The sequence below is a fragment of the Methylophaga thalassica genome (assembly GCF_030159795.1).
In the GTDB taxonomy this organism is placed as follows: domain Bacteria; phylum Pseudomonadota; class Gammaproteobacteria; order Nitrosococcales; family Methylophagaceae; genus Methylophaga; species Methylophaga thalassica.
On sequence record NZ_BSND01000005.1, the window covers coordinates 301,112 to 324,435 of the forward strand.

22 protein-coding genes, 1 tRNA gene, 1 other RNA gene and 1 riboswitch are annotated in these 23,324 nt (G+C 43.2%); of the genes, 4 read left to right on the forward strand and 20 right to left on the reverse strand.

Going from position 1 to position 23,324, the window contains the following annotated elements; all coding sequences use genetic code 11:
* Positions 1-92 precede the first annotated feature (92 nt).
* The 16 genes from QQL60_RS08605 to QQL60_RS08680 form a co-directional block, all read right to left on the reverse strand.
* Positions 93-581: a hypothetical protein gene (locus tag QQL60_RS08605; protein ID WP_284723066.1), complete on the reverse strand. Its 489-nt coding sequence runs from the start codon at positions 579-581 to the stop codon at positions 93-95.
* A gap of 37 nt (positions 582-618) precedes the next feature.
* Positions 619-705, reverse strand: a riboswitch (cyclic di-GMP riboswitch).
* Between the two features lie 229 nt (positions 706-934).
* The gene (locus tag QQL60_RS08610; RefSeq protein ID WP_007146593.1) at positions 935-2,344 is read right to left on the reverse strand and encodes an undecaprenyl-phosphate glucose phosphotransferase; all 1,410 of its coding nucleotides are present in this window, start codon (positions 2,342-2,344) and stop codon (positions 935-937) included.
* Between the two features lie 73 nt (positions 2,345-2,417).
* Positions 2,418-3,392, reverse strand: a complete 975-nt coding sequence (locus QQL60_RS08615; protein WP_284723067.1) for a DHH family phosphoesterase — start codon at positions 3,390-3,392, stop codon at positions 2,418-2,420.
* A 5-nt stretch (positions 3,393-3,397) separates the two neighbouring features.
* Entirely contained in the window at positions 3,398-3,988 is a 591-nt protein-coding gene (cysC, locus tag QQL60_RS08620) for an adenylyl-sulfate kinase (RefSeq protein ID WP_284723068.1), read from the reverse strand.
* Between the two features lie 158 nt (positions 3,989-4,146).
* Positions 4,147-4,231: transfer RNA gene (locus tag QQL60_RS08625), tRNA-Leu, on the reverse strand.
* Between the two features lie 23 nt (positions 4,232-4,254).
* Positions 4,255-4,584, reverse strand: coding sequence for a preprotein translocase subunit SecG (gene secG / locus QQL60_RS08630; RefSeq protein WP_284723069.1), 330 nt, complete (start codon positions 4,582-4,584; stop codon positions 4,255-4,257).
* Between the two features lie 6 nt (positions 4,585-4,590).
* Positions 4,591-5,376 carry a triose-phosphate isomerase gene (tpiA, locus tag QQL60_RS08635; RefSeq protein WP_284723070.1) on the reverse strand — a complete coding sequence of 262 codons (786 nt, stop codon included), beginning with the start codon at positions 5,374-5,376 and terminating at the stop codon, positions 4,591-4,593.
* Positions 5,377-5,503: 127 nt separating this feature from the next.
* Positions 5,504-6,850 (reverse strand): phosphoglucosamine mutase, encoded by a 1,347-nt coding sequence (glmM, locus tag QQL60_RS08640; protein WP_284723071.1) that lies wholly within the window; start codon positions 6,848-6,850, stop codon positions 5,504-5,506.
* Positions 6,843-7,682, reverse strand: a complete 840-nt coding sequence (gene folP, locus QQL60_RS08645) for a dihydropteroate synthase (protein ID WP_465263622.1) — start codon at positions 7,680-7,682, stop codon at positions 6,843-6,845. Before folP ends, glmM begins: the two co-directional genes overlap by 8 nt.
* Positions 7,683-7,700: 18 nt before the next feature.
* Positions 7,701-9,602 carry an ATP-dependent zinc metalloprotease FtsH gene (gene ftsH / locus QQL60_RS08650; protein WP_040576611.1) on the reverse strand — a complete coding sequence of 634 codons (1,902 nt, stop codon included), beginning with the start codon at positions 9,600-9,602 and terminating at the stop codon, positions 7,701-7,703.
* A gap of 38 nt (positions 9,603-9,640) precedes the next feature.
* Positions 9,641-10,258 carry a 23S rRNA (uridine(2552)-2'-O)-methyltransferase RlmE gene (gene rlmE / locus QQL60_RS08655; protein ID WP_284723072.1) on the reverse strand — a complete coding sequence of 206 codons (618 nt, stop codon included), beginning with the start codon at positions 10,256-10,258 and terminating at the stop codon, positions 9,641-9,643.
* 1 nt (position 10,259) lies between these two features.
* A complete protein-coding gene (locus tag QQL60_RS08660) occupies positions 10,260-10,724 on the reverse strand; it encodes a DUF4149 domain-containing protein (protein ID WP_284451087.1) in 465 nt (154 codons plus the stop codon).
* A gap of 1 nt (position 10,725) precedes the next feature.
* Complete coding sequence (gene greA / locus QQL60_RS08665; RefSeq protein WP_007146603.1) at positions 10,726-11,202, reverse strand: transcription elongation factor GreA; 477 nt, start codon at positions 11,200-11,202, stop codon at positions 10,726-10,728.
* A complete protein-coding gene (gene carB, locus QQL60_RS08670; RefSeq protein ID WP_284723073.1) occupies positions 11,202-14,420 on the reverse strand; it encodes a carbamoyl-phosphate synthase large subunit in 3,219 nt (1,072 codons plus the stop codon). The genes greA and carB overlap by 1 nt, the downstream gene beginning before the upstream one ends.
* 6 nt (positions 14,421-14,426) lie before the next feature.
* On the reverse strand, positions 14,427-15,557 hold the full coding sequence (carA, locus tag QQL60_RS08675; RefSeq protein ID WP_284723074.1) for a glutamine-hydrolyzing carbamoyl-phosphate synthase small subunit: 1,131 nt from the start codon (positions 15,555-15,557) through the stop codon (positions 14,427-14,429).
* 163 nt (positions 15,558-15,720) lie between these two features.
* Complete coding sequence (locus tag QQL60_RS08680) at positions 15,721-16,533, reverse strand: carbon-nitrogen hydrolase family protein (RefSeq protein WP_284723075.1); 813 nt, start codon at positions 16,531-16,533, stop codon at positions 15,721-15,723.
* Positions 16,534-16,692: 159 nt separating this feature from the next.
* Here QQL60_RS08680 and hemB point away from each other — a divergent pair, with 159 nt between their 5' ends.
* Together hemB and aroE are read left to right on the forward strand one after the other, a co-directional pair.
* Positions 16,693-17,706, forward strand: coding sequence for a porphobilinogen synthase (hemB, locus tag QQL60_RS08685; RefSeq protein ID WP_284723076.1), 1,014 nt, complete (start codon positions 16,693-16,695; stop codon positions 17,704-17,706).
* A 27-nt stretch (positions 17,707-17,733) separates the two neighbouring features.
* Positions 17,734-18,561 carry a shikimate dehydrogenase gene (gene aroE, locus QQL60_RS08690; protein ID WP_284723077.1) on the forward strand — a complete coding sequence of 276 codons (828 nt, stop codon included), beginning with the start codon at positions 17,734-17,736 and terminating at the stop codon, positions 18,559-18,561.
* Between the two features lie 66 nt (positions 18,562-18,627).
* On the opposite strand, the gene QQL60_RS08695 is transcribed toward aroE, so the two are convergent.
* The 4 genes from QQL60_RS08695 to QQL60_RS08710 form a co-directional block, all read right to left on the reverse strand.
* Positions 18,628-20,367 carry an OFA family MFS transporter gene (locus QQL60_RS08695; protein WP_284723078.1) on the reverse strand — a complete coding sequence of 580 codons (1,740 nt, stop codon included), beginning with the start codon at positions 20,365-20,367 and terminating at the stop codon, positions 18,628-18,630.
* A 208-nt stretch (positions 20,368-20,575) separates the two neighbouring features.
* Positions 20,576-20,758: non-coding RNA, 6S RNA (gene ssrS / locus QQL60_RS08700), on the reverse strand.
* A 41-nt stretch (positions 20,759-20,799) separates the two neighbouring features.
* The gene (locus QQL60_RS08705) at positions 20,800-21,105 is read right to left on the reverse strand and encodes a cell division protein ZapA (RefSeq protein ID WP_273179884.1); all 306 of its coding nucleotides are present in this window, start codon (positions 21,103-21,105) and stop codon (positions 20,800-20,802) included.
* Entirely contained in the window at positions 21,102-21,311 is a 210-nt protein-coding gene (locus QQL60_RS08710; protein ID WP_007146613.1) for a TIGR02449 family protein, read from the reverse strand. Before QQL60_RS08710 ends, QQL60_RS08705 begins: the two co-directional genes overlap by 4 nt.
* Positions 21,312-21,463: 152 nt before the next feature.
* On the opposite strand from QQL60_RS08710, the gene QQL60_RS08715 reads away from it, so the two are divergent.
* Both QQL60_RS08715 and pepP read left to right on the forward strand, forming a co-directional pair.
* Positions 21,464-22,012, forward strand: a complete 549-nt coding sequence (locus QQL60_RS08715; RefSeq protein WP_284723079.1) for a UPF0149 family protein — start codon at positions 21,464-21,466, stop codon at positions 22,010-22,012.
* Positions 22,012-23,322, forward strand: coding sequence for a Xaa-Pro aminopeptidase (pepP, locus tag QQL60_RS08720; protein ID WP_284723080.1), 1,311 nt, complete (start codon positions 22,012-22,014; stop codon positions 23,320-23,322). Before QQL60_RS08715 ends, pepP begins: the two co-directional genes overlap by 1 nt.
* Positions 23,323-23,324 lie beyond the last annotated feature (2 nt).

The window sequence follows — 23,324 nt, forward strand, 5'->3', positions numbered from 1 at the left end:
TGGTACAATTTTGCTATTGGAATTTAAAATCAATTCGCTAATGAATATAAAAAAGGGAGCCTAAGCTCCCTTTTTTATCAAAAACATTGTTTTTATGCTGCAACAGCTGTTTTTCTACGCAGACCCAAAAAGCCTAATAAAGCAGGGGCAAACAAGAATAATGCGGCTGGAACAGGTACTGCAGATACTGAAACGTCATATTTAACTACGCCTGATGTCGCATCAATGATACTCAGGATGTAGCTAGTACCTGCTGTCAACATAGCTGTGAAGCTGAAGTCTTCAGTAATTGCATATGACACAGTGTCACCCAATGTAGCAAAAACTAATGTTGCACCTTTAATTGCAGGGTTAAATGACCATGCGATTACAACAGGTGTATCTGTGTCAGTAGTTAATGAGAACGCTGAACTCCAAGTACTTTTCTTAGAGACAGTACCACCAGCTAAAACAACTGAGCTGCCAGATAAATCAACACTTTGACTTGCGTTAGTTGAACCAGCTTCAGTCAGAGATAACGTCGCGGCGTTAACACTTACTGAAAACAATAAAGCTACGATAAATAGCATCGCTTTTTTCATAATAATTTCCTTATGCATAAGAATTCGAAAAAACAAGCAATGCAACCCAGCCATCTTTAAAATATAGCATTAAAGATCTGTGGCTTTCCGACCCCGCCTCACGACGAGTTTGGCTTTAATTACACAACATCAAACACGTCGACATTGTGTAAGACCAGATATGATCTTGCTACAAAGCCATCACCGTTGATGTCTATTGTTCTGATTGCTATTAAGATACTTATGATAACTAGTATTATCTAGTGTATATGCTTTACACCGATACCTTAACAGTATGTATATAATACTGTGTCTCAAGGTAAGTAACAAGTATATTTAGTAAGTAACATTACTAATTAAAACTAAACGGGCAATTAATAGGCATTTTTACCGACAAACCCTTTGAACAGCGTTAAAAAAATAATCTCAAGATCTAGTAATAGCGACCAGTTCTGAATATATTTGAGATCATAATGCACACGTCCCTGCATTTTATCCAATGTATCTGTTTCACCTCTAAAACCATTTATTTGTGCTAGTCCGGTAATGCCCGGCTTAACTTTATGCCTCAGCATATATCCCTGAATCTGTGCGCGATATTGCTCATTATGCGCTACAGCGTGTGGCCGTGGTCCAACGATGGACATCGACCCACCCAGAGAGTTAAAAAATTGTGGAAGCTCGTCAAGTGAGGTTCTACGCAGGAAACCACCAAAAGGCGTAATTCGGCTGTCATTCTTCTGAGCTTGCGTGACTTTTTCACCATCTTCCGTGACAGTCATTGTACGGAATTTCCATACTTTAATTTTTTCACCATCCACACCATAACGGGTCTGTTTGAAAAATACAGGTCCTTTAGATGTGAACTTCACCCCAGCTGCAATAATCAACATGGGTATAGCGATAATCATCAGAATAATGGAGCTGAGGATAATATCCTCTAATCGTTTCAATATACTATCGATACCAGCAAAGGGCGTTTCATAAACTGAAATAGCCGTAATGCCCTGATAATCCACCCAACGTGAATTAAGAAGATTGAACGTGAACAAGTCTGGTACTAAGTATACTGAGGCGGTGCTGTCTGCCAATAGCTCGGTTATATGCCGTATTCTATGCTCTGCTGACATAGCAAGAGTGATATACACCGTATCCACTTTACCTGCTTTACAGTCCTCAATCAGCTGATTGAAATCACCCACGTTTTTGTTGGTGACGACTAAGTTAGGTTCCGTTTCGACACGTTTTTGTGAGCGGTCATCGTAATAACCTACCAGCCTGAATCCTGACCAGTCCATTTCATTAAATGCACGCTCCAGACGTTTTCCCAAAGTTGTTTCACCAACGATAGCAACGTTTCTGGTGTTGACTCCGCGAGCCCGGAGAATTGCCAACGATGTTCTCACAATGGCATGCCAGGAAATTAATTCAATTGGCGTCAATAAAAACCATAAAAAAACAAAGCTATCCAGATAACTACCAGAGTGAATGAAAAAGATATCAATCATTACCAGAATGAAAACACTGGTAAACCATGAAAACATAACTGCCGAAACTTCTTCTCTCAATGCAGTGCCTCGCCATGAACGATAAGCATCTTGAGATTCGGCAAAAAAGTTAAACAATAGAATAGCGAATAAGAGACTCCATATATAAAGGACATCCCATCCCGCCTTAAAAATATCAAATAAGGCTAAAAAGGTAAGCAGGATAATGCCACTATCAATCAGGCGTGATATCGCATTAATTTTTGCATCATACTGTCTTATCCTGCCTTGAGCCATTTGTTCCTTTTTACCTTATTAGTATTTATTGATATTAAGTAACATCTATACCTTAAGTATAAATGATGCGGGATTAATTCGCTTCGCTCTTATAATAGCTTTCAAGAACAGAGATTAATTTAGGCAACTCATCTTCTTTCAAGCAGTTAATACCTGCAGCAGCTTTTCTACCTCCCCCAGTGTCAAATTGACCTGCAATATAATCAGCTCCTTCTTGACGTATTTTGGGTGCTCTTATGCTTACCACATAAGCAGATGAATCAGGTATTTCAGTGAGAATTAAATGTGCTCGCGAGGGATACTGATTGCTTAAATAATTACTATAGGTACCACTAATACGTCTTGCCCATTTATCATCAGGTAGTGTGATGACTCCCACCGTCTCATTTTCATAGCTGAGCTTTTGTTGTTTGGCCTGTGCCAAATCAGAGTTGTAGCCTGAGTTCAGAGTTTCAATTATCTCAGCATTGTCATCAATAAAATCTAGTGGTGAGTGGTAGTTAACACAACATCTATACAACTCATCAGGTGCGAAAAATAAATCATCAATACTGGCACCATAGCCATTGTAATTAATATGCTGCCCCAGGGTTTTGAGTTTGATTATGTTACTTTCATCAAGCTGAATTTTATTTGCATAATCTTCAGCAACTTTGGCAAGATTGTCACCAAAAGCCGCTGTTATTGCCCATAGTTCATAGGCATTGTTTAGGTACTCATTGATTATCAACGCTGTGCATTTGTTGGGATGCATATCAATCAGTGCCTCTAAGCGAGGATGACTGATTTGATCTCCTGGGTTGTGATGATCGGCATAAAACACATCAACATCATGTGATAGCAGATTTAGCAGTGCATCATGATTTTTCTGCATTGAGATATCTAACACTGTTACTTGAGAGGCTTTTTCTACATCGACCCTACTCAGTAATTTTATATCGCGTTTAACTCCTGTGATTAGTTCAGACCGAATTGGATTAGCTAGTCTCAATTGAACTAACGCACAAATACCGTCAGCATCGCCGTTAAAAACATCAAAATTTGTCATTAGATTTAAATAATCTCGTTTTGTTTTAAGTAGGAAATAACTCTATCAACACACTCATTTACATTAAGTTCAGCTGTATTCAGTGCTATTTCAGGATGATGTGGCACTTCGTAATCGGAATCAATTCCTGTAAAATTTTTTATCTGTCCACTTCTGGCTTTTTTGTAGAGACCTTTAGGATCACGTTTTTCACACGTGCTGAGAGGAGTAGATATATAAACCTCAACAAACTCTTTTTCTTCAACAAGGTCACGAACCAATTGCCTATCGCTGCGAAACGGTGAGATAAAAGCACTCATGACAATCAGGCCAGCATCAGCAAATAGCTTAGCCATTTCCCCAATTCGTCTAATATTCTCAACACGATCGGCATCAGAAAATCCCAGATCCTTATTCAGACCATGTCTGACATTATCACCATCAAGTAAATAAGTGTGATGTCCCAGCTCAAATAGCTTTTGTTCTACAGCATCTGCAACCGTGGATTTACCAGCACCACTTAGGCCTGTAAACCATAAAATACAGGGCTTTTGTTTTTTTTGTTTTGATCGATCTAACTTTTCTAGCTTGTGTTTATGCCAAACAATATTTTCCATAACGAAAAATTCCTTCTCTAAGTAAGTAATATATTGAGATAGATATTACCGACTTCACTAATTATTCCTAGCCCCTTGATGTAAAATTTATTATTTCGTTGTTTTTACTAAAGTCCATAGGCAAAAAAAAAGCCTGACATTAGTCAGGCTCTTTAATTTGGTACCGACGGCCGGAGTCGAACCGGCACACCCGAAGGCACTACCCCCTCAAGATAGCGTGTCTACCAATTCCACCACGTCGGCAAGGGTAATCAAGGTTGCGTATTCTACGGTAATTCCGGCAAATCTGCAGGTGTTTTATCGACTTTTTGTTCTGTTGTTGGCACAGACTCAGTCACACTTTGTGCTTTCCCTGGTGTATCCACAGAAAAATAAGCTAGTGTCAGACTTGTGATGAAAAAGATAGTCGCTAAGATCGCACTTGCACGGCTTAAAAATGAAGCTGAACCCTGACTGCCGAACAGACTACCTGAGGCACCACCACCGCCACCACCAAATGCAGCACCTGCATCAGCGCCTTTGCCGTGCTGAATCAGAACAAATCCAATCAGTAAAAGACAGGCAATAATATGAACTGTGAGAATAATCGCGTGCATGTGTTGTTAACCTAATTTTAAAACTGCGGCCTGACATATTTTAACAAATTCATCGGCGTCGAGTGATCCGCCGCCGATAAGTCCACCATCAATATCAGGTTGTAGAAACAATGGCGCAGCATTATTACCTTTTATGCTGCCTCCGTAAAGTATTCTTATATTTTTTGCTATCTCTTTATCGTGTTTGGCTACACGTTGACGCATAAAGCTATGTACGTCTTGCGCCCATTCTGGCGTGGCTGAGCGGCCTGTGCCGATAGCCCATACCGGTTCATATGCTAAAACCGTATGAGCGAGCCCTTCAACGCCCTGATGCGCAATAACAGTATCGAGTAATCGCAACACGACTTCTTCGGTACGACCAACAGCATGTTCGTCAGGGCTTTCCCCAATACAGATAATTGGTGTGATACCTGCTCTAACTGCCATTTCATATTTTTCAGCGATAATGCGATCAAGTAGACATTGATCTAGGTCTAACTCGGCATATAAACAACGTCTTTCTGAGTGGCCTATTAATACATATTTGCAGCCAAAATCGACCAGCATACTCGCCGAAATTTCGCCCGTGTAAGCCCCTTTCTCAAACTGAGACAGGTTCTGCGTCCCCCAAGCTAAACCTGTACCTGTAAGGGCAGATTGTACTTGTTGCAGATAAACAGAAGGCGGAAATAACGCAACTTCAATATCTGAAAAAGTATCGGCTTTAGAGAGTATGCCTTCAAGTAGTGCTTTATTACTCTCACTAGAGCCGTTCATTTTCCAGTTACCAGCGACTAGTGGTTTACGCACTTAACACTCTCTTTCAATATAAAATGAAACATCAGACTACATACCCACTATGGATAAAGCAATGTATGAAATAGTTCTGGCTAAGCAATTATCAGAATAAGTTGAGGCTCTTATCAAAACATCTCATTTAATTTTTCAGCTCCTGCTCTATTACAGAGGCTAGTTCCTCGGCCAGTTGTTTGGTTAATGTCGCATCAATACCTTCGACCATGACACGGATAACCGGTTCAGTTCCTGAGGCTCTGAGTAATACCCGTCCCTCATCACCCAGTCTTTTCTCTACCGATGCAATGGCTTGGTTAATCTCAGCATTTTTATTCAGATCAATCATTTTATTGACTCTGACATTAATCAAATGTTGAGGATATTTTGTTACGACAGATCGTAACTCATGCAGACTGTTGTTAGTTTGCTGTATTTCTGCAACCACTTGCAGTGCTGCAACGATGCCATCACCTGTTGATGTCTTGTCCAGACAAATGATATGACCAGATGCTTCCCCCCCCAGTAAACCACCGACCTGTTGCAGTTTTTCCATGACATAACGATCACCGACTTTTGCCCGGTGAAGTGACATATCAAATTTCGCCAGCGCATGTTCTAAGCCTAGGTTTGACATTTGGGTGCCAACAACATCAGGCATACTTGCGCCAATACGTTGTCTTGCTCTGGCGATGATAAATAATAGTTCATCACCATCGACGATTTCCCCGCGATGATCAACCATGATGATACGGTCACCATCACCATCTAATGCAAGGCCCAGATCGGCTTTATTCTCAAGTACAGCTTGTTGTAGAAGTCGCGGTTCAGTCGAGCCACAGTTTAGATTGATGTTAAAACCATCAGGTTCAGCACCCATAACAATAACTTGAGCACCCAACTCTTTAAAGACATCCGGGGCAACGTGATAGGTAGCGCCGTGCGCGCAATCAACAACGATTTTCAGCCCACTTAAATCAATGCCGGTTGGTATTGTACTTTTACAAAACTCAATATAACGCCCTGCGGCATCACCAATACGATGTGCTTTACCCAATCGGGTTGAATCGACCGTTTTTAATGGTTGTTCCAGCATCGCCTCGATTTCCAGTTCTATTTCATCAGGTAATTTTGTCCCCTGCGCCGAAAAAAACTTAATTCCATTATCATGATAAGGATTATGTGAAGCACTTATAACTATGCCAGCTTGAGCATGAAAAGTACGAGTTAGATAAGCGACTGCCGGAGTGGGCATGGGCCCTAATAAATAGATATCAACGCCTGCGGCAGATAAACCAGCCTGTAAGGCAGACTCAAACATATAGCCCGAAATACGGGTATCTTTACCAATGATGACTCTGCTGTTACGTTCTTTCGCCAGGACTCTGCCAACCGCCCAGCCGAGTTTTAATACAAAGTCCGGCGTGACGGCACCGTCACCAACACGACCACGAATGCCGTCTGTTCCAAAATAACGTCTTTGTTTAGTCAAAATCTTCTACCTGCATAACTGCCTGACTTAATTTTACGGCTTGATGTGTCTCTTTAACATCATGAGTTCTGATAAGCTTTGCACCCAACCATGTTGCGATTGAAGCGAGCGATAAGCTGCCAGCTAATCGTTCATCCACACTGACTTTTAACATATCACCAATAATAGACTTACGTGAAACACCAACTAAAACCGGATAAGGTAAATCCGTCAGAGTGGATAAATGTTTCATCAGCCTTAGATTATGGCGGGCACGTTTACCGAAGCCAAAACCGGGATCAAGCATGATCTGTTCAGCTTTAATACCTGCTTTTAGACAGGTATCTACGCGTTCCAACAAGAACGCTTTCACTTCAGCAACCACATCACTGTAATGAGGTTCATGTTGCATGGTTTGAGGTGTGCCTTGCATATGCATTAGACAGACTGGAACATTTAGCTCAACAGCGGCTGCCAATGCACCTTCAGTTCGTAGAGCATTCACATCATTGATGAGCCCAGCACCGGCCTTCACCGCTGCTCTCATAACTCCAGGCTTCATGGTATCGATAGAGATAGGAATATCGAATTCTGCACTTATCATTTCTATGACGGGTGCAACACGTTCGATTTCTTGTTGCTCCGCAACGATGTCTGAACCAGGTCGTGTAGATTCACCACCGATATCTAAAATATCTGCGCCTTCGGCGATAAGCTTTTCAGCTTGTTTGAGGGCTGCATCATGATTAAGAAATTTGCCACCATCTGAAAATGAATCAGGAGTGACATTTACGATGCCCATAATACGAGGAACGGACAAGTCCAAGGACTTGCCCGCACAATCAAAAATCACGTAATTACTTCCTGGTTTTTAATGCAGCTGATCAGCTGGTTTGCCAGAAGGTGTTTCTGAAGAATCAGATTCTGTATCACCAGATGGTGGTGTAGACGAACGATCAGTCCAGTCTTTTGGTTCACCCGGTTCACGCCCTTCCATAATAGCATCAATCTGATCACTATCAATGGTTTCATATTTCATTAATAGTTTAGCCATGGTGTGCAATTTATCCATATTATCAATCAGCAATTGTTTTGCCCGATCATAGTTACGGTTGATAACACGTCTTACATCTTCATCGATCTGTTTCGCTGTCAGATCAGACACCGCTTTATGCTGAGTCACACTACGGCCCAAGAAAACTTCGCCTTCATCTTCACCATAAGACAATGGTCCCATGTTGTCGGAAAGCCCCCATTTAGTGACCATATTATGAGCAAGTTCAGTAGCACGTTGGATATCATTAGACGCACCGGTAGTCACCGCTTCCTGACCAAAGATAAGCTCTTCCGCTAAACGACCTCCATATAAACTTGAAATTTGGCTTTCTAAGGTCTGTTTACTGTAACTGTATTTATCTTCTGTCGGCAAGAACATCGTCACACCCAATGCTCTACCCCTTGGAATAATACTGACTTTATAGACAGGATCATGCCCCGGTACTAAACGACCAATGATGGCATGACCAGCCTCATGGTAAGCCGTTAACTCTTTCTCTTTTTCATTCATCACCATGGAGCGGCGTTCTGCCCCCATCATGATTTTATCTTTTGCCAATTCGAGTTGTTCCATGCCAACCAGACGTTTATTGCCGCGAGCAGCGAATAATGCCGCTTCATTAACCAGGTTAGCTAAATCAGCACCAGAAAAGCCTGGTGTACCACGAGCAATCACTCTTGCATCGACATCATCAGCGGCTGGTACTTTACGCAAATGTACATTGAGGATCTGTTCACGACCACGAATGTCAGGCAGCGGTACCACGACCTGACGGTCAAAACGGCCTGGACGTAATAATGCTGGATCAAGTACGTCAGGACGGTTAGTTGCCGCGATAACGATCACACCTTCATTACCTTCAAAACCATCCATTTCTACTAATAGTTGGTTAAGTGTTTGCTCACGTTCATCGTTACCACCGCCCATACCGGCGCCACGGTGACGACCTACAGCATCAATTTCGTCAATAAAAATGATACATGGTGCATGCTTTTTCGCTTGTTCAAACATATCACGAACACGCGACGCACCCACACCAACAAACATTTCAACGAAGTCAGAACCAGAAATAGAGAAAAACGGTACTTTAGCTTCACCTGCAATTGCTTTAGCCAGTAAGGTTTTACCTGTACCTGGTGAGCCGGCCATCAAAATACCGCGAGGGATACGACCACCCAGTTTCTGGAACTTGCTTGGATCGCGCAGGAAATCAACCAGTTCAGCCACTTCTTCTTTGGCTTCTTCTACACCAGCGACATCTTTGAAGGTGACTTTAACTTGATCTTCGTTAAGCATGCGCGCTTTGCTTTTACCAAATGACATGGGGTTTTTACCGCCGCCACCTTGCATTTGTCGCATAAAGAAAATCCAGACACCAATCAGTAGAAGCATTGGGAACCATGAGATAAAGATTTGCATCAGTAAGCTGGTTTTTTCTGCTGGTTCCGCTTTGATGGTGACGCCATTATCTAATAAATCACCAATCAAACCGGGATCGTAATCAGGACTATATGTCGTGAATTTACTACCGTCTGTCAGTTCACCTGAAATGGTTCTGCCCTGAATATCAACTCTGGCTACAGCCCCGTTTTTCACGTTGCTGATAAAGCTAGAATAATCCATGCTGCCTGAATCATTACTTTGTGGACCAAAATTATTAAAAACAGACATCAGCACAACGGCGATGACTACCCACAAAACAATATTTTTCATCATGTCATTCAATGTAAGGTACCTCTGGTTACCATTAAATGTTATTTGAGACCACGCCCCAACAAATAAACTTCACGACTTCTCGCTCGAGAAGCCCCCGGCTTACGGGTAACAACTTTCGTGAAATTGTCTCTCATTTCTTTCAAAAAAGCTTCGAATCCTTCGCCTTGAAACACTTTGACAAGAAAGCAACCGCTTTTACTTAAATTATTCAATGCAAAATCTAAAGCCAACTCGACCAAGTACATACTTGAAGGCTGATCTATCGACCCTACACCTGTCATATTGGGGGCCATATCCGATAATACAAGGTCTATTTGCCGACCATCCAATACTTTATTCAATTCATCTAGTACATCGTCTTCACGGAAGTCACCTTGAATAAAATGTACTCCAGTCAAAGGGGTCATTTCTAATATATCTAATGCGATGACTTTACCACTATCGCCAACCTTAGCTAAGGCATAGTCGGACCAACCGCCAGGTGCTGAGCCAAGGTCAACGACACTCATACCAGGACGAATGAGTTTATCTTTATTATCAATTTCTTTTAATTTGAAAGTCGCACGTGAACGATGGCCTTCTTTCTGAGCCTGTTTGACATACTGATCATCAAAATGTTCTTTTAACCAGCTTTGACTTGATTTACTTCTAGCCATATCAGGATGTTTGCTCTGCTTCTGCGCGCTTGTCTGAAGTTAATACTAACATCAAACCAAGTAAGCTCATTAACATATATATACTCTCACTTAGTTTATGCAGCGTATTAAACCGTTCAGTTAAAACAGGATCTGCACGCCAGTCTAATAATTTTATCGATGCCATATCAGGCTGAATAAAAAGCAGAAAGACAACACTCATTATTAACATGGCTAAAATAAGCCAGCTTCGCCAATAGCGATGAAATGTGGTGACACCAAAAACAAATAACCGGCTTATCAACAAAATACAGGCACTTATAAGGCTTAGAATATTGACGGCATAAAACAATTTGCCGGCGTAATCACCGGCAATTGTTAGTTCTAAATTCGCAAAGGCCATTGGTACAGCTAAATATCCTATCGACCATAATGAACCAATCCAAAGGGTCAAAAGCAATCGTTCACCTGAATAGCCAGACAGCATTCTACGCCTCGTAGCCTATATCAATAATTTCATATTCGATATTACCGCCTGGCGCTTGCACTGTTGCTACATCATCAATTTCTTTACCAATCAGTGCACGTGCAATAGGCGAAGATACAGAAATACGATTTAATTTAATATCAGATTCATAGTCACCTACGATCTGATATTTCACTTCCTGATCAGTATCTATATTTAATAAGGTTACTGTCACCCCGAATACCACGCGGCCTTCTTTAGGCAAAGTAGCCGGGTCGATTATCTGAGCATTAGACAATACCGACTCCAATTCCTGAATACGACCTTCGATAAAACTTTGCTGCTCTTTTGCTGCGTGGTACTCCGCATTTTCTTTTAAATCACCATGTGCGCGGGCTTCTGAAATAGCCGCAACCACTTCAGGCCTTGCCACCATCTTCAGGTGTTTTAATTCTTCTTTAAGTGCTTCAGCACCACGTGAAGTAATTGGTACAGCCATTAATTTAACTCTCCATGCAAAGATTGCAGCCTGTTTACTGAGCCAATATCTTCGCTATTTAATGCTTGAACAGTGGCTCTAGCAGCTGCCAATGTTGTCGTATAGTTGACTTGATGCTGCAGTGCTGCACGACGAATTTCTCTTGAATCGGCAACAGATTGGCGACCTTCGGTCGTATTCACAATCAAGTCAATTTCATCATTTTTAATCATATCGACGATATGAGGTTGACCTTCCGCGACTTTGTTCACAGGCTCACAATTCACACCCGCTTCTTCTAATACACGCTGTGTGCCTCGTGTAGCGAGCAATGCAAAACCAAGTGAGGACAGGTCTTTCGCAATTTGTATAACAGCTACCTTATCAGCCTCACGCACACTGATAAAGGCTTTGCCTCCAGTAGGCAGTACAACTGAAGCGGCTAACTGTGATTTTGCAAAAGCTTCACCAAATGTTCTGCCGACCCCCATGACTTCACCCGTCGATTTCATTTCAGGGCCAAGAATAGGATCAACGCCTTGGAATTTAATGAATGGGAATACCGCTTCTTTAACAGAGTAATAAGAAGGAATGACCTCTTTCGTTACGCCTTGGTCCACTAGTGAACGACCCGCCATAGCTCTCGCAGCAATCTTAGCTAACGGCACACCAATGGATTTCGACACATAAGGCACCGTACGTGACGCACGTGGATTGACTTCAAGAATATAGATTTGCTCACCCTTGATGGCAAACTGCGTATTCATTAAACCTTTTACGCCGAGCTCTAACGCCATTTGACGTACTTGCTCACGCAACTGGTCCTGTGTTGCCTGACTCAGGCTATATGGAGGTAAAGCACAAGCAGAGTCACCAGAGTGAACACCAGCTTGTTCAATGTGTTCCATAATGCCGCCAATCAGTACATCTTTACCATCGCAGATAGCATCAACATCGACTTCAATAGCATCATCAAGGAAACGGTCTAATAAAACGGGCGATTCATTCGATACTTTCACCGCATTCAGCATATAACGTTGTAATTCTTCTTCGTTATAAACGATTTCCATCGCGCGTCCACCCAATACATACGAGGGACGTACCACTAAGGGATAACCAATTTCCGATGCTAATGCGACAGCGGTATCAACAGAATGGGCCAGTCTATTTGGTGGTTGTAACAAGTTCAGTTTCTCAACCATTTGCTGGAAACGTTCACGGTCTTCTGCGTGATCAATCGCATCTGGTGATGTTCCGATAATAGGAACACCCGCAGCTTCTAGTGCACGCGCCAGTTTTAATGGTGTTTGACCACCGAACTGTACGATGACCCCTTTCGGTTTTTCCAGTTCGACGATTTCTAATACATCTTCCAATGTTAATGATTCGAAATACAAACGATCTGAGGTGTCGTAATCGGTTGAAACCGTTTCAGGGTTACAGTTAACCATGATGGTTTCATAACCGTCTTCACGTAAGGCCAATGCCGCATGAACACAGCAATAGTCAAACTCAATACCCTGACCGATACGGTTAGGACCACCACCCAGAATCATAATCTTGTCACGATCACTTGGGTTGGCTTCACATTCCATATCGTAAGTTGAATACATATACGCCGTGCCAGTTGCAAACTCAGCACCACAGGTATCAACGCGTTTATAGACCGGACGTACTTGCATCGCCTGACGATACTCACGGATCTGTTTTTCTGTTTTTTGTAACAGTTTAGCCAATCGTGAATCAGAGAAACCTTTGCGTTTTAAGGCATACATTTCCTGCTGATCGATATCGTTAAGCGAGCATTCTTTAAGTTGATTTTCTAATGTCACCAACTCTTCAATTTGAATCAAGAACCATGGGTCTATATGAGTCAGCTTTTGAATTTCATCAAAACTGAAACCATAACGGAAGGCATCTGCTACGTACCATAAACGATCTGAGCCCGGTAAACTCAGCTCACGGCGTAATGTTTCTGCTATGTTTTCTTCGCTAAGATCAATAACTTCTGTCAGGCCATCGCGATCGATTTCCAATCCACGTAAGGCTTTTTGTAATGATTCCTGGAAGTTACGTCCAATAGCCATCACCTCACCGACAGACTTCATCTGCGTACTTAGACGGTTATCAGCCTGTGGGAATTTTTCAAACGTAAAACGCGGTACTTTTGTCACCACGTAATCGATTGTTGGCTCAAACGAAGCCGGTGTCGCGTTACCGGTAATTTCGTTTTGCAATTCGTCTAGTGTATAGCCTACTGCCAGTTTTGCAGCGACTTTCGCGATAGGGAAACCTGTTGCTTTAGAGGCCAGGGCTGAAGAACGCGAGACACGTGGATTCATCTCAATGATAATCAGACGGCCTGTTTCTGGATTAACAGCAAACTGTACGTTTGAACCACCGGTATCCACACCAATTTCACGCAATACTGCCAGAGAGGCATTACGCATGATTTGATATTCTTTATCTGTCAGGGTTTGAGCTGGGGCAACGGTGATTGAATCACCTGTGTGTACGCCCATAGGATCCAGATTTTCAATGGAACAGATAATGATGGCGTTATCTTTACGGTCACGCACCACTTCCATTTCATACTCTTTCCAGCCTATGATTGACTCTTCAATCAGTAATTCAGAAGTTGGGCTGAGGTATAAACCTCGCTGACAGATTTCAATAAAATCCTGCTTGTTATAAGCGATACCACCGCCACTACCGCCCATCGTAAAAGAAGGACGGATAATCACTGGGAAACCAAATTTTTCTTGAACCTGTAAGGCTTCGTCCAGCGTGTGTGCAATATCAGATTGTGGCATATCCAGACCGATTTTACGCATAGCCTCACGGAATAAGTCACGGTCTTCAGCTTTGTTAATAGCTTCACTATCAGCACCGATCATTTCGACACCGAATTGTTCTAAAATACCGTGTTTTTCCAGATCCAGTGCACAGTTAAGCGCTGTCTGTCCGCCCATAGTAGGCAAAATGGCATCTGGACGTTCTGCTTCAATGACTTTGCTTACAGCTTGCCAGGTAACCGGTTCGATGTAAGTGGCATCTGCCATATTAGGGTCAGTCATGATCGTGGCTGGATTCGAGTTCACCAGAATGACACGATAACCTTCTTCTCGCAGCGCTTTACACGCTTGTGCACCAGAATAATCGAATTCACAGGCTTGACCGATAACAATCGGTCCTGCACCCAGAATCAGAATACTTTGAATATCAGTACGTTTAGCCATCGTGTGTTATTTACCCGTTGCTTGTTCAAGTAGATCGATGAAGTGATCAAAAAGTGGAGCTGCGTCTTGCGGACCAGGACTTGCTTCAGGATGTCCCTGGAAACTAAATGCTGGCTTGCTGACGTGGTGGATACCTTGCAAGGTGCCATCGAATAATGATCTGTGCGTTGCTGTCAATGTGTCTGGCAGTGTTTCTTCATCTACGGCAAAGCCATGATTCTGGCTGGTAATCATAACCAATCCCGCCAGCAGTTCTTGCACAGGATGGTTAGCACCATGATGACCAAACTTCATTTTGACTGTTTTGGCGCCACAGGCGAGACCTAACAATTGGTGACCAAGGCAGATACCGAAGGTCGGGATATCTTTTTCCAGCAACGTTTGAATCGCACTTATCGCATAATCACAGGGTTCAGGATCACCAGGACCATTTGATAGGAATACCCCATCCGGATTGAGGGCTAAAACTTCTTCAACAGGGGTTTGTGCCGGCACGACAGTCAGCTTGCAACCGCGCTCAACCAACATTCTGAGAATGTTTTTCTTGGCACCATAGTCATAAGCCACCACATGATATTTCGGTTCAGCCGCTTTAGACTGACCATCAATATGCCAGCAGGCCTCATCCCAGACATAAGATGCTTTTGTGCTGACTTCTTTGGCAAGATCCAGCCCTTTTAAACCTTGAAAGCCTTTTGCAGCAGCGATAGCCGCTTCAATGTCAATGTTATCACCTGCGACGATGCAGCCTTTCATTGCCCCTTTTTCACGAATCAAACGTGTTAGTGAGCGTGTATCAATACCTGCCAAGCCGACGATATTGTGTTTGACTAGGTAAGCATCCAATGCTTGTTCACTTCTCCAGCTGCTTACAACAGGAGACAGTTCTCGAATAATAAGTCCACTTGCGTAAACGTTGTCAGATTCTTCATCCTCATCATTAACACCGGTATTTCCGATATGAGGATAGGTTAATGTGACTATTTGTCGACAATAAGAAGGATCGGTCAGGATTTCCTGATAGCCAGTCATTGACGTGTTAAAAACAACTTCACCGACTGACTGGCCAATGGCTCCAATCGATTCGCCGTGATAAACCGTGCCGTCTTCAAGAGCAAGTAACGCACTCGTTCGCAAGGGAAACCTCCACCAGATAAAAATAATGGGGCAAACATGACGTTCTCCCCAGACAAAATCTTTGCAATTTTATCGCAAAACAGCCGGTCGAGTCCACGCTAAAAACGATTATCCTTCAGCGTTGGCGATAACTGTTTCAATTTCCTGAAGTGTATCTAGGATTCTATATATAAAGTTCCGGTCTGCGATGTGTGTGTAGCGGCATATTTGACCGAACCTGACGCAGATACTCAATATCCATTCGACTCAGGGTGAGGCCGACTCTTTCAGGTGCACAGCACAGGATACTTCCCCAGGGATCAATAATGACGCTACTACCATATGAAATGCGATCACCATAATGCTTCCCCCACTGATTCGGCGCAACAATATAGACCTGATTTTCGATAGCCCTTGCAATTAACAGCGGTAACCAGTGATGTTTACCTGTGTGGAGAAAAAATGCCGCCGGAACAAAAATAATTTCAGCGCCTTTGTCTGACAGTGATCGAAACAAGTCCGGAAAACGTAAGTCATAACAAATGCTAAATCCCAGCCGACCCAGCTCATGATCAATCACCACTGTTTTACTACCCGGCTTTATCCCGGCTGATTCCATATACCCCAGTGGAACGGCGTCACACATATGAATTTTCTGATAGCGAGCTTTTTCAGTGCCATCGCGGTCAATGAAGATAGACGTATTGAACAACCTTCCACTGTTTTCATCAGTGATTTCATACACACTGCCCAGCAAGAGGGCACAATTACTCTGTTTGGCAAGCTGGCTAAAGCGAGGCAGGATATCCGTTTCCAGTTTCTCGGCCACATCATGCTTCGCTGAATGGTCATTACCGACATAGAGAAAGGTTTCAGGAAAGGCTAAAAGATTGAGCTTTCGCTCAGCGGCTTCTGCAATCATATACTCAGAAAAAGCCAGATTATCTTCATAGCTTTCGGACGAATTCATCTGCACGATGCCTACATCAATTACCATCACATCACCTTATCTTTAATGCGGTTAATCCCCTGTAGCGAAAATATAACAAAAATACGCTCTACACAAACTCATGCCAGACACATTAGAAAATCACTGGTGACATTAGCATTGCTTGGGTATATTGGAGTGTTTAATGTGTAATCAATGAGGTCAGCCATGACACAATCAATAATCAATAGTGGTTTCCCTAACCAACGCCCAAGAAGAATGCGTAAAGATGATTTTTCTCGACGTTTAATGCGGGAAAATGTGCTGACTGTTAATGATTTAATCTATCCTTGTTTTGTTCTGGAAGGTTCAAATCAGCGTGAAGAAGTGAAATCGATGCCTGGCGTGGATAGGCTTAGTATTGATCTTCTTCTGAAAGAAGCCGAAACCATTCATACGCTTGGTGTGCCAGTGATGGCCTTATTCCCTGTAACACCTAGTGAGAAAAAAACAGAAGATGCACGTGAAGCCTATAATCCCGACGGCCTTGTTCAACAAGCCGTTCGTGCATTACGAAAAGAATTCCCTGAGCTGGGCATTATGACCGATGTCGCGTTAGACCCTTTCACAACTCATGGCCAGGATGGTTTACTCGATGATGATGGTTATATCGTGAATGATCAGACTGTTGATGTGCTGATTAAACAAGCCCTGTCTCATGCCGAAGCTGGTGCTCAAATTGTCGCACCTTCCGATATGATGGATGGCAGAATTGGCGCCATTCGCGATGCACTGGAATTCAACAGTCACATTCATACGCGCATCATGGCTTACTCAGCCAAATATGCTTCCAGCTTTTATGGACCATTTCGTGATGCCGTAGGCAGCTCAGGTAATTTAGGCAGTGGTAACAAATTTACCTACCAGATGGATCCGGCCAACAGTGATGAAGCCTTGCATGAAGTCGCATTAGATATTCAGGAAGGGGCTGATATGGTGATGGTCAAACCAGGAATGCCCTATCTTGACGTTTTATACCGTGTCAAAGAGACCTTTAAAAAGCCGACCTATGTTTATCAGGTCAGCGGTGAATACGCCATGTTAAAAGCGGCGATTCAAAACGGTTGGTTATCAGATGCGGTGATTGAGGAAAGTCTGCTTGCCTTCAAGCGCGCTGGTGCTGATGGCATTCTGACCTATTTTGCCAAAGATGTTGCTCAGCGCCTGAAAGCTGGGATCTGATTCTCAAGAAATTTATTAGCTATATCTATGACAGATAAATATGCCGTTATCGGCCACCCAATTAAACATAGTAAATCACCTTTTATTCATGCGGAGTTTGCCAAACAATGTCAGCAGGATATTGAATACACCTCAATAGAAGTGCCACTGGACTCGCTAGCTTCAAGTCTTCAGCAACTACGTGATGTTCTGAAATTAAAAGGCATTAATATCACCGTTCCATTTAAGGAACAGGCATGGGAGCTGGCAGACAATTTATCGGACCGTGCTCAACGTGCCGGTGCGATAAACACCGTGATGTTTGAAAACAACGGTTCGATGTTTGGAGACAATACTGATGGCATTGGTTTATGTCGTGATCTTGAAAACCATGATGTCAACTTAAAAGATAAACGGGTTTTATTAATTGGTGCAGGCGGTGCAGCGCGTGGTGTGATTGCTCCGTTAATGACCTACCAACCTGCTGAGCTTTTTATTGCCAATAGAACCGCCAGCAAAGCGAAAAAACTGGCAGAACTATTTGCTGATTTAGGCCAGATTCAGGGAGGTGGCTTTAGTGAGGTAAATAGTCACTTCGACGTGATTATCAATGCCACAGCAGCAAGCTTACAAGGTGAAGTGCCAGATTTACCGGCCAGCATTTTTACTGAGCAAACCTGTTGTTACGACATGATGTATGCCAATACCGACACCGCTTTCATTGAATGGGCTAAAAAACATAATGTCAGCAAGACAGTAGATGGCTTAGGCATGCTTGTCGAACAAGCTGCCGAAGCTTTTTATCTCTGGCGAAAAGTCAGGCCTGACACCGGCTCAGTCATGCAAAAGCTTCGGGACGATATGCAAGCGAGCTGAGCGTACCCTACTCTAAAAAATAAAGCCTGCAAAAGCAGGCTTTATTTATTCTGAAAGCATTCAAAACTATTTATGCTCTTCAGCTAATTCCGGATGCGTATTGTGAACATGATGTTTGTCTCTTACCGGACGGATAGATAAATTTGCAATAAACGCAATGATCAATAGTCCTGCCATGGCGAACATGGTTGAGTTATATAAGCTAGGTGTTGGATCCAAAGTCCCTGCCGGTGCAATTTCCATCAACTGCGAAATAGACACCGTTTTTGCCGCAATCAATTGATCGAGATTATCGATACTCGCCCCGAATTTTTGCAAAAAGGCGGCCGGCTCCACTTTGGTGGCTAGTTCATGTAAGACTTTATTCAGCGAGTTTTCGCGTAAATGCGTAATGACATAAGGTCCCAAAATACCTGCCGTGCTCCAGGCGGTTAATAAGCGACCGTGGATGCCACCCACATGCATCGTACCGAAAATATCAGCCAGATAAGCAGGAATAGTGGCAAAACCACCACCATACATTGTGAAGATAATCATGGTTACCGCATAAAACATGACTAATGCGGTCACACTCGGACTCACACTGGCTTGCGTTGCAATATAGGGAATAGATAAATACAGCAATGCGCCCAGAACAAAAAAGCAATGATAGGTATTCTTACGACCAATATAGTCAGACGCTGTTGACCATAAAAAACGGCCTGACATATTAAAAACACTGATCATCAACACATAGGTGGCTGCAAAACTGGCGTCGACGATACCTGGCAAGCTGGGGCTAAAGATATCGGTAATCATGGTTTTTGCGACACCAATCACCCCAATCCCCGCTGTCACGTTAAAACATAAGACGATCCATAGTTGATAAAACTGAGGAGTTTTTAATGCTTGATCAATATGAACGTGATTATCTGTAATCAGACGATTTTTTGTTGATTCATTTTTAGCTGGAGGAGTCCAGTTTTCAGGTTTCCAGTCTTTTGCTGGTACGCGGAAACTAAACGCTGCTATTGTCATCACGATGAAGTAAACAATGCCCAGCGTAATAAATACGCTGGTAGCACCAGTATCACCAGTACCGACGACATACACCCCTTCTGGCCCTGCAACCGGGGTTTTCAACATATCAGCAGCAGAAGCAATGACCACTTCAACTTGTTGGCCAGCCACCTCAGCATAACGTCTGCCTGCCTCCGTTATCAGGTTAACATCCGTCACTTTGCCCAAATATTCCGGCATCTGATAATACAAACTCAGTAGGTAAGTTATCAGTGGTGCGCCAATCATCGCGCCACCGCCAAAACCCATAATGGCAATCCCCGTTGCCATTCCTCGTCGGTCAGGGAACCAGCGAATCAGTGTGCTCACCGGTGTGACATAAGCCAGCCCCAATCCACAGCCACCAATAGCGCCATAACCTAAATAGATAAGCCAAAGTTCATGTGTGGCAATACCGATACTACCGACAAGAAAACCACCACCCCATAAACAGGCAGCAAGAAATCCGGTGGCTCTTGGTCCGACTTCTTCCAGCCATTTACCGCCAATAGCAGCAGCTAAACCCAAAAAAACAATGGCTGTTGAGAATATCCAGACTACTGATGAAAAGCTCCAGTCATCGGCAGCACTCGCTACCACACCAAATTGTTTTGTTAACGCAGGATTAAAAATACTCCACGCATACACTGAACCAATACATAAATGGATAGCAACAGATGCTGGCGCGATTAACCAGCGATTAAACCCGGGTTTGGCAATGATATGTTTCTTGGTTAGCCGAGCGGCTAGCTTGTCGAACAATGACATCAGTAATATTCCTCTCTAGATATAGTTATTATGTTTTTCAGCAACATATCACAACTATTCATCAAGACGGAACCGCCATAGCAAAAAAGCCGAAAAAAGCGACTCAGAGATTATTTACAATGGCGTATAAACAGACAAAGAAAAACATCCCCACCGCTAATGACCGGCTTCTTATTGTGATTAGGATCAGGTGAGGATGAAGGGGAAGTTGAGCCCCACAGTGTCGGTGCGACGGGGGTTCTTGAACCATGAGATTCAAGAGGGAAACTTCATGAAGATGGCAAACTTCCCGTCAAGCGGGCTTGTTTTTCAACTTCTAATTTTCAGTTTCCTTAAGCATTTGCTTATCGGCTCAAGACACACATGTCGCTATCGAGCACCGCAGGGACATAACTAATGATACGCAAAATAACTTGGCTTAGCTCAAGTTTTTCAGAGCTCTAACTGTCTATCTTCTTCCAGAAAAGCGCTAACACGCTCTTTCAATTGTAGAATTTTATTGTTTACTTTTTCCATGTCATGACCTTCGTCATGTTTAAAAATAAGCAACTCATGCGCTAAATTTAATGCTGCCATCACAGCAATGCGATCCACACCCACGACTTTTCCGGTTTGGCGGATTTTTTCCATATTGTCATGGACCATTTTAGCGGAAGCAATCAGCGCTTCTTTTTCTTCCTCCGGACAAGCAATTTGATATTCCTTGCCCAGAATGGTGACGGTTACCGGTGAACTCATAATTCGCTATCCAATTCTCTCAAACGACTAACCATTTTCTCAATCCGGCTTCGAGCAACATCGGTTTTTTCGATCAGTTGCGTACGTTCTGAAAGCCATGCTGTCTGCTGTGAGCGTAACAACATGTTCTCTTCCCGCAATCGACGACTGGTACGAAGTAGCTCATCCACTTGTTGTTCCAATTGTTGTATCGCGTTTTTGTCCATTAATATGAGTTCTTTCGCTGTGCGAGAATAAAGCCTAACTATAGACGTGCGCTGCCGACTCGGTCAACAACTGTCATAATAGGAACAATTTGTGTTCCAATGCATCACATTGAACAAGATATCTTTTTAGTCATTATTCAGGTTTTAACTTTATGTCACAACTCTATTTTCCATCCTTATCTCCCGATAATCAGACAGGTGATGGCCCGGCAAGCCTTGCAGAACTCCAGGGCGCATTATGCGGTTTGCTGTGTATGGATGCTTTAGCTGATCGAAAAAACTGGTATGTACAACTGTTTGAAGACTTTTCGCCAGCCGAAGAAGAAAAACAAGATTTAACACATTTATTCGACGATACCATTCAATCACTAAACAGCCTCGACTTCGATTTCCAGATGGAACTGCCGGATGATAATGCTCCGATAGTTTCGCGTTTATCTGCGATGGCTGATTGGTGTCAGGGGCTGGTCTATGGCCTCGGTACATCAGGCATGACCAATGAAACCGAGTTATCAGATGATTGTCAGGAATACGTCACCGATGTGATCAAAATCAGCCAGGTGAACTTTGATAATGTGGAAGATACAGAAGAAGAACGTGCTAACTTTGAAGAGTTAGTTGAATACATCCGCATGGGACTCTTTTTATTATACGGAGAGTTACAACCTGCCGATCCTACAGACGAAGCTACCGAACACTAATGCAAAAGAAAGAATTCGCTAAACGCCGTCAACACCTTATGGATATTATGGGGCCAGACACGATAGCCGTGCTACCCAATGCTCCTATCGCTAACCGTAACCGTGACGTTGACTACCCTTACCGCAGTGACAGCAATTTTCATTACCTTACTGGTTTTGACGAACCTGAATCGGTGCTTGTGCTGATTCCAGGTCGAGAACATGGTGAATATATCTTGTTTTGCCGTGAACGTGATTTGGACAAGGAAATCTGGGATGGTTACCGTGCCGGCCAGGATGGCGCCATAAATAACTTTGGTGCGGACGACTCCTACCCTATCAGTGATCTCGATGATATTTTACCGGGCCTGCTGGAAGACAAAGAAAAAGTCTATTACACCATGGGAAACCAACCCAGCTTTGATCAGCATATGGTGTCTTGGTTAAATCACCTACGACAAGCCTCTCGCTCAGGAAAACATTCACCGACTGAAATTATTGAATTGGAGCATTGCCTCAATGAGCTCCGCCTATTCAAAAGCAGTCAGGAAATCAAAGCGATGAAACAGGCGGCAAAAGCCTCTGTTCAAGCGCATATTCGTGCAATGCAATTTACTAAACCAGGCAAATGGGAATATGAAGTCGAAGCCGAGATTATTCATGAATTTATGAAACATGGCTGCCGTTCTCCGGCTTACCCTTCTATCGTCGGTGGTGGTGAAAATGGCTGCATCCTTCACTACATCGAAAATAACGCCAAACTGAAAAATAACGACTTGTTATTAATAGACGCTGGTGCAGAGTATGAATGTTACGCAGGTGACATCACCCGGACGTTCCCTGTTAATGGCAAATTCAGCCCAGCTCAGGCGGCCTTATACCAGGTGGTATTAGATGCGCAAAAAGCCGCTATAGCGGCCGTCAAACCTGGCAATCATTGGAATCAGCCTCACGAAGTAGCGGTAGAAGTGCTGACACAAGGCTTGGTTGATCTGGGTATCCTGAAAGGCGATGTCGCTCAACTTATTGAAGACGCCGCCTATCGCGAATTTTATATGCATCGCACCGGTCATTGGTTAGGTATGGACGTTCATGATGTCGGCGATTATAAAGTAGGTGGCGAATGGCGACTGCTTGAACCGGGCATGGTCTTGACTGTTGAACCCGGTCTGTACATACGTGATCAGGCTCATGTTGATAAAAAATGGCACTTCACCGGCATTCGTATAGAAGATGATGTGTTGGTAACAAAGGACGGCTGCGAAGTGCTAACTGAGGCGGCACCCAAAGAAATTGATGAAATTGAAGCTTTAATGGCGGAGGCAATATAAAA

Bases quoted from the DNA above. Each gene is read 5' to 3' on its own strand.
- QQL60_RS08605 (WP_284723066.1), bottom strand. From the start codon at position 581: ATGAAAAAAGCGATGCTATTTATCGTAGCTTTATTGTTTTCAGTAAGT.
- QQL60_RS08610 (WP_007146593.1), bottom strand. From the start codon at position 2,344: ATGGCTCAAGGCAGGATAAGACAGTATGATGCAAAAATTAATGCGATA.
- QQL60_RS08615 (WP_284723067.1), bottom strand. From the start codon at position 3,392: ATGACAAATTTTGATGTTTTTAACGGCGATGCTGACGGTATTTGTGCG.
- cysC (WP_284723068.1), bottom strand. From the start codon at position 3,988: ATGGAAAATATTGTTTGGCATAAACACAAGCTAGAAAAGTTAGATCGA.
- secG (WP_284723069.1), bottom strand. From the start codon at position 4,584: ATGCACGCGATTATTCTCACAGTTCATATTATTGCCTGTCTTTTACTG.
- ftsH (WP_040576611.1), bottom strand. From the start codon at position 9,602: ATGATGAAAAATATTGTTTTGTGGGTAGTCATCGCCGTTGTGCTGATG.
- rlmE (WP_284723072.1), bottom strand. From the start codon at position 10,258: ATGGCTAGAAGTAAATCAAGTCAAAGCTGGTTAAAAGAACATTTTGAT.
- QQL60_RS08660 (WP_284451087.1), bottom strand. From the start codon at position 10,724: ATGCTGTCTGGCTATTCAGGTGAACGATTGCTTTTGACCCTTTGGATT.
- greA (WP_007146603.1), bottom strand. From the start codon at position 11,202: ATGGCTGTACCAATTACTTCACGTGGTGCTGAAGCACTTAAAGAAGAA.
- carB (WP_284723073.1), bottom strand. From the start codon at position 14,420: ATGGCTAAACGTACTGATATTCAAAGTATTCTGATTCTGGGTGCAGGA.
- QQL60_RS08680 (WP_284723075.1), bottom strand. From the start codon at position 16,533: ATGGTAATTGATGTAGGCATCGTGCAGATGAATTCGTCCGAAAGCTAT.
- hemB (WP_284723076.1), top strand. From the start codon at position 16,693: ATGACACAATCAATAATCAATAGTGGTTTCCCTAACCAACGCCCAAGA.
- aroE (WP_284723077.1), top strand. From the start codon at position 17,734: ATGACAGATAAATATGCCGTTATCGGCCACCCAATTAAACATAGTAAA.
- QQL60_RS08695 (WP_284723078.1), bottom strand. From the start codon at position 20,367: ATGTCATTGTTCGACAAGCTAGCCGCTCGGCTAACCAAGAAACATATC.
- QQL60_RS08705 (WP_273179884.1), bottom strand. From the start codon at position 21,105: ATGAGTTCACCGGTAACCGTCACCATTCTGGGCAAGGAATATCAAATT.
- QQL60_RS08710 (WP_007146613.1), bottom strand. From the start codon at position 21,311: ATGGACAAAAACGCGATACAACAATTGGAACAACAAGTGGATGAGCTA.
- QQL60_RS08715 (WP_284723079.1), top strand. From the start codon at position 21,464: ATGTCACAACTCTATTTTCCATCCTTATCTCCCGATAATCAGACAGGT.
- pepP (WP_284723080.1), top strand. From the start codon at position 22,012: ATGCAAAAGAAAGAATTCGCTAAACGCCGTCAACACCTTATGGATATT.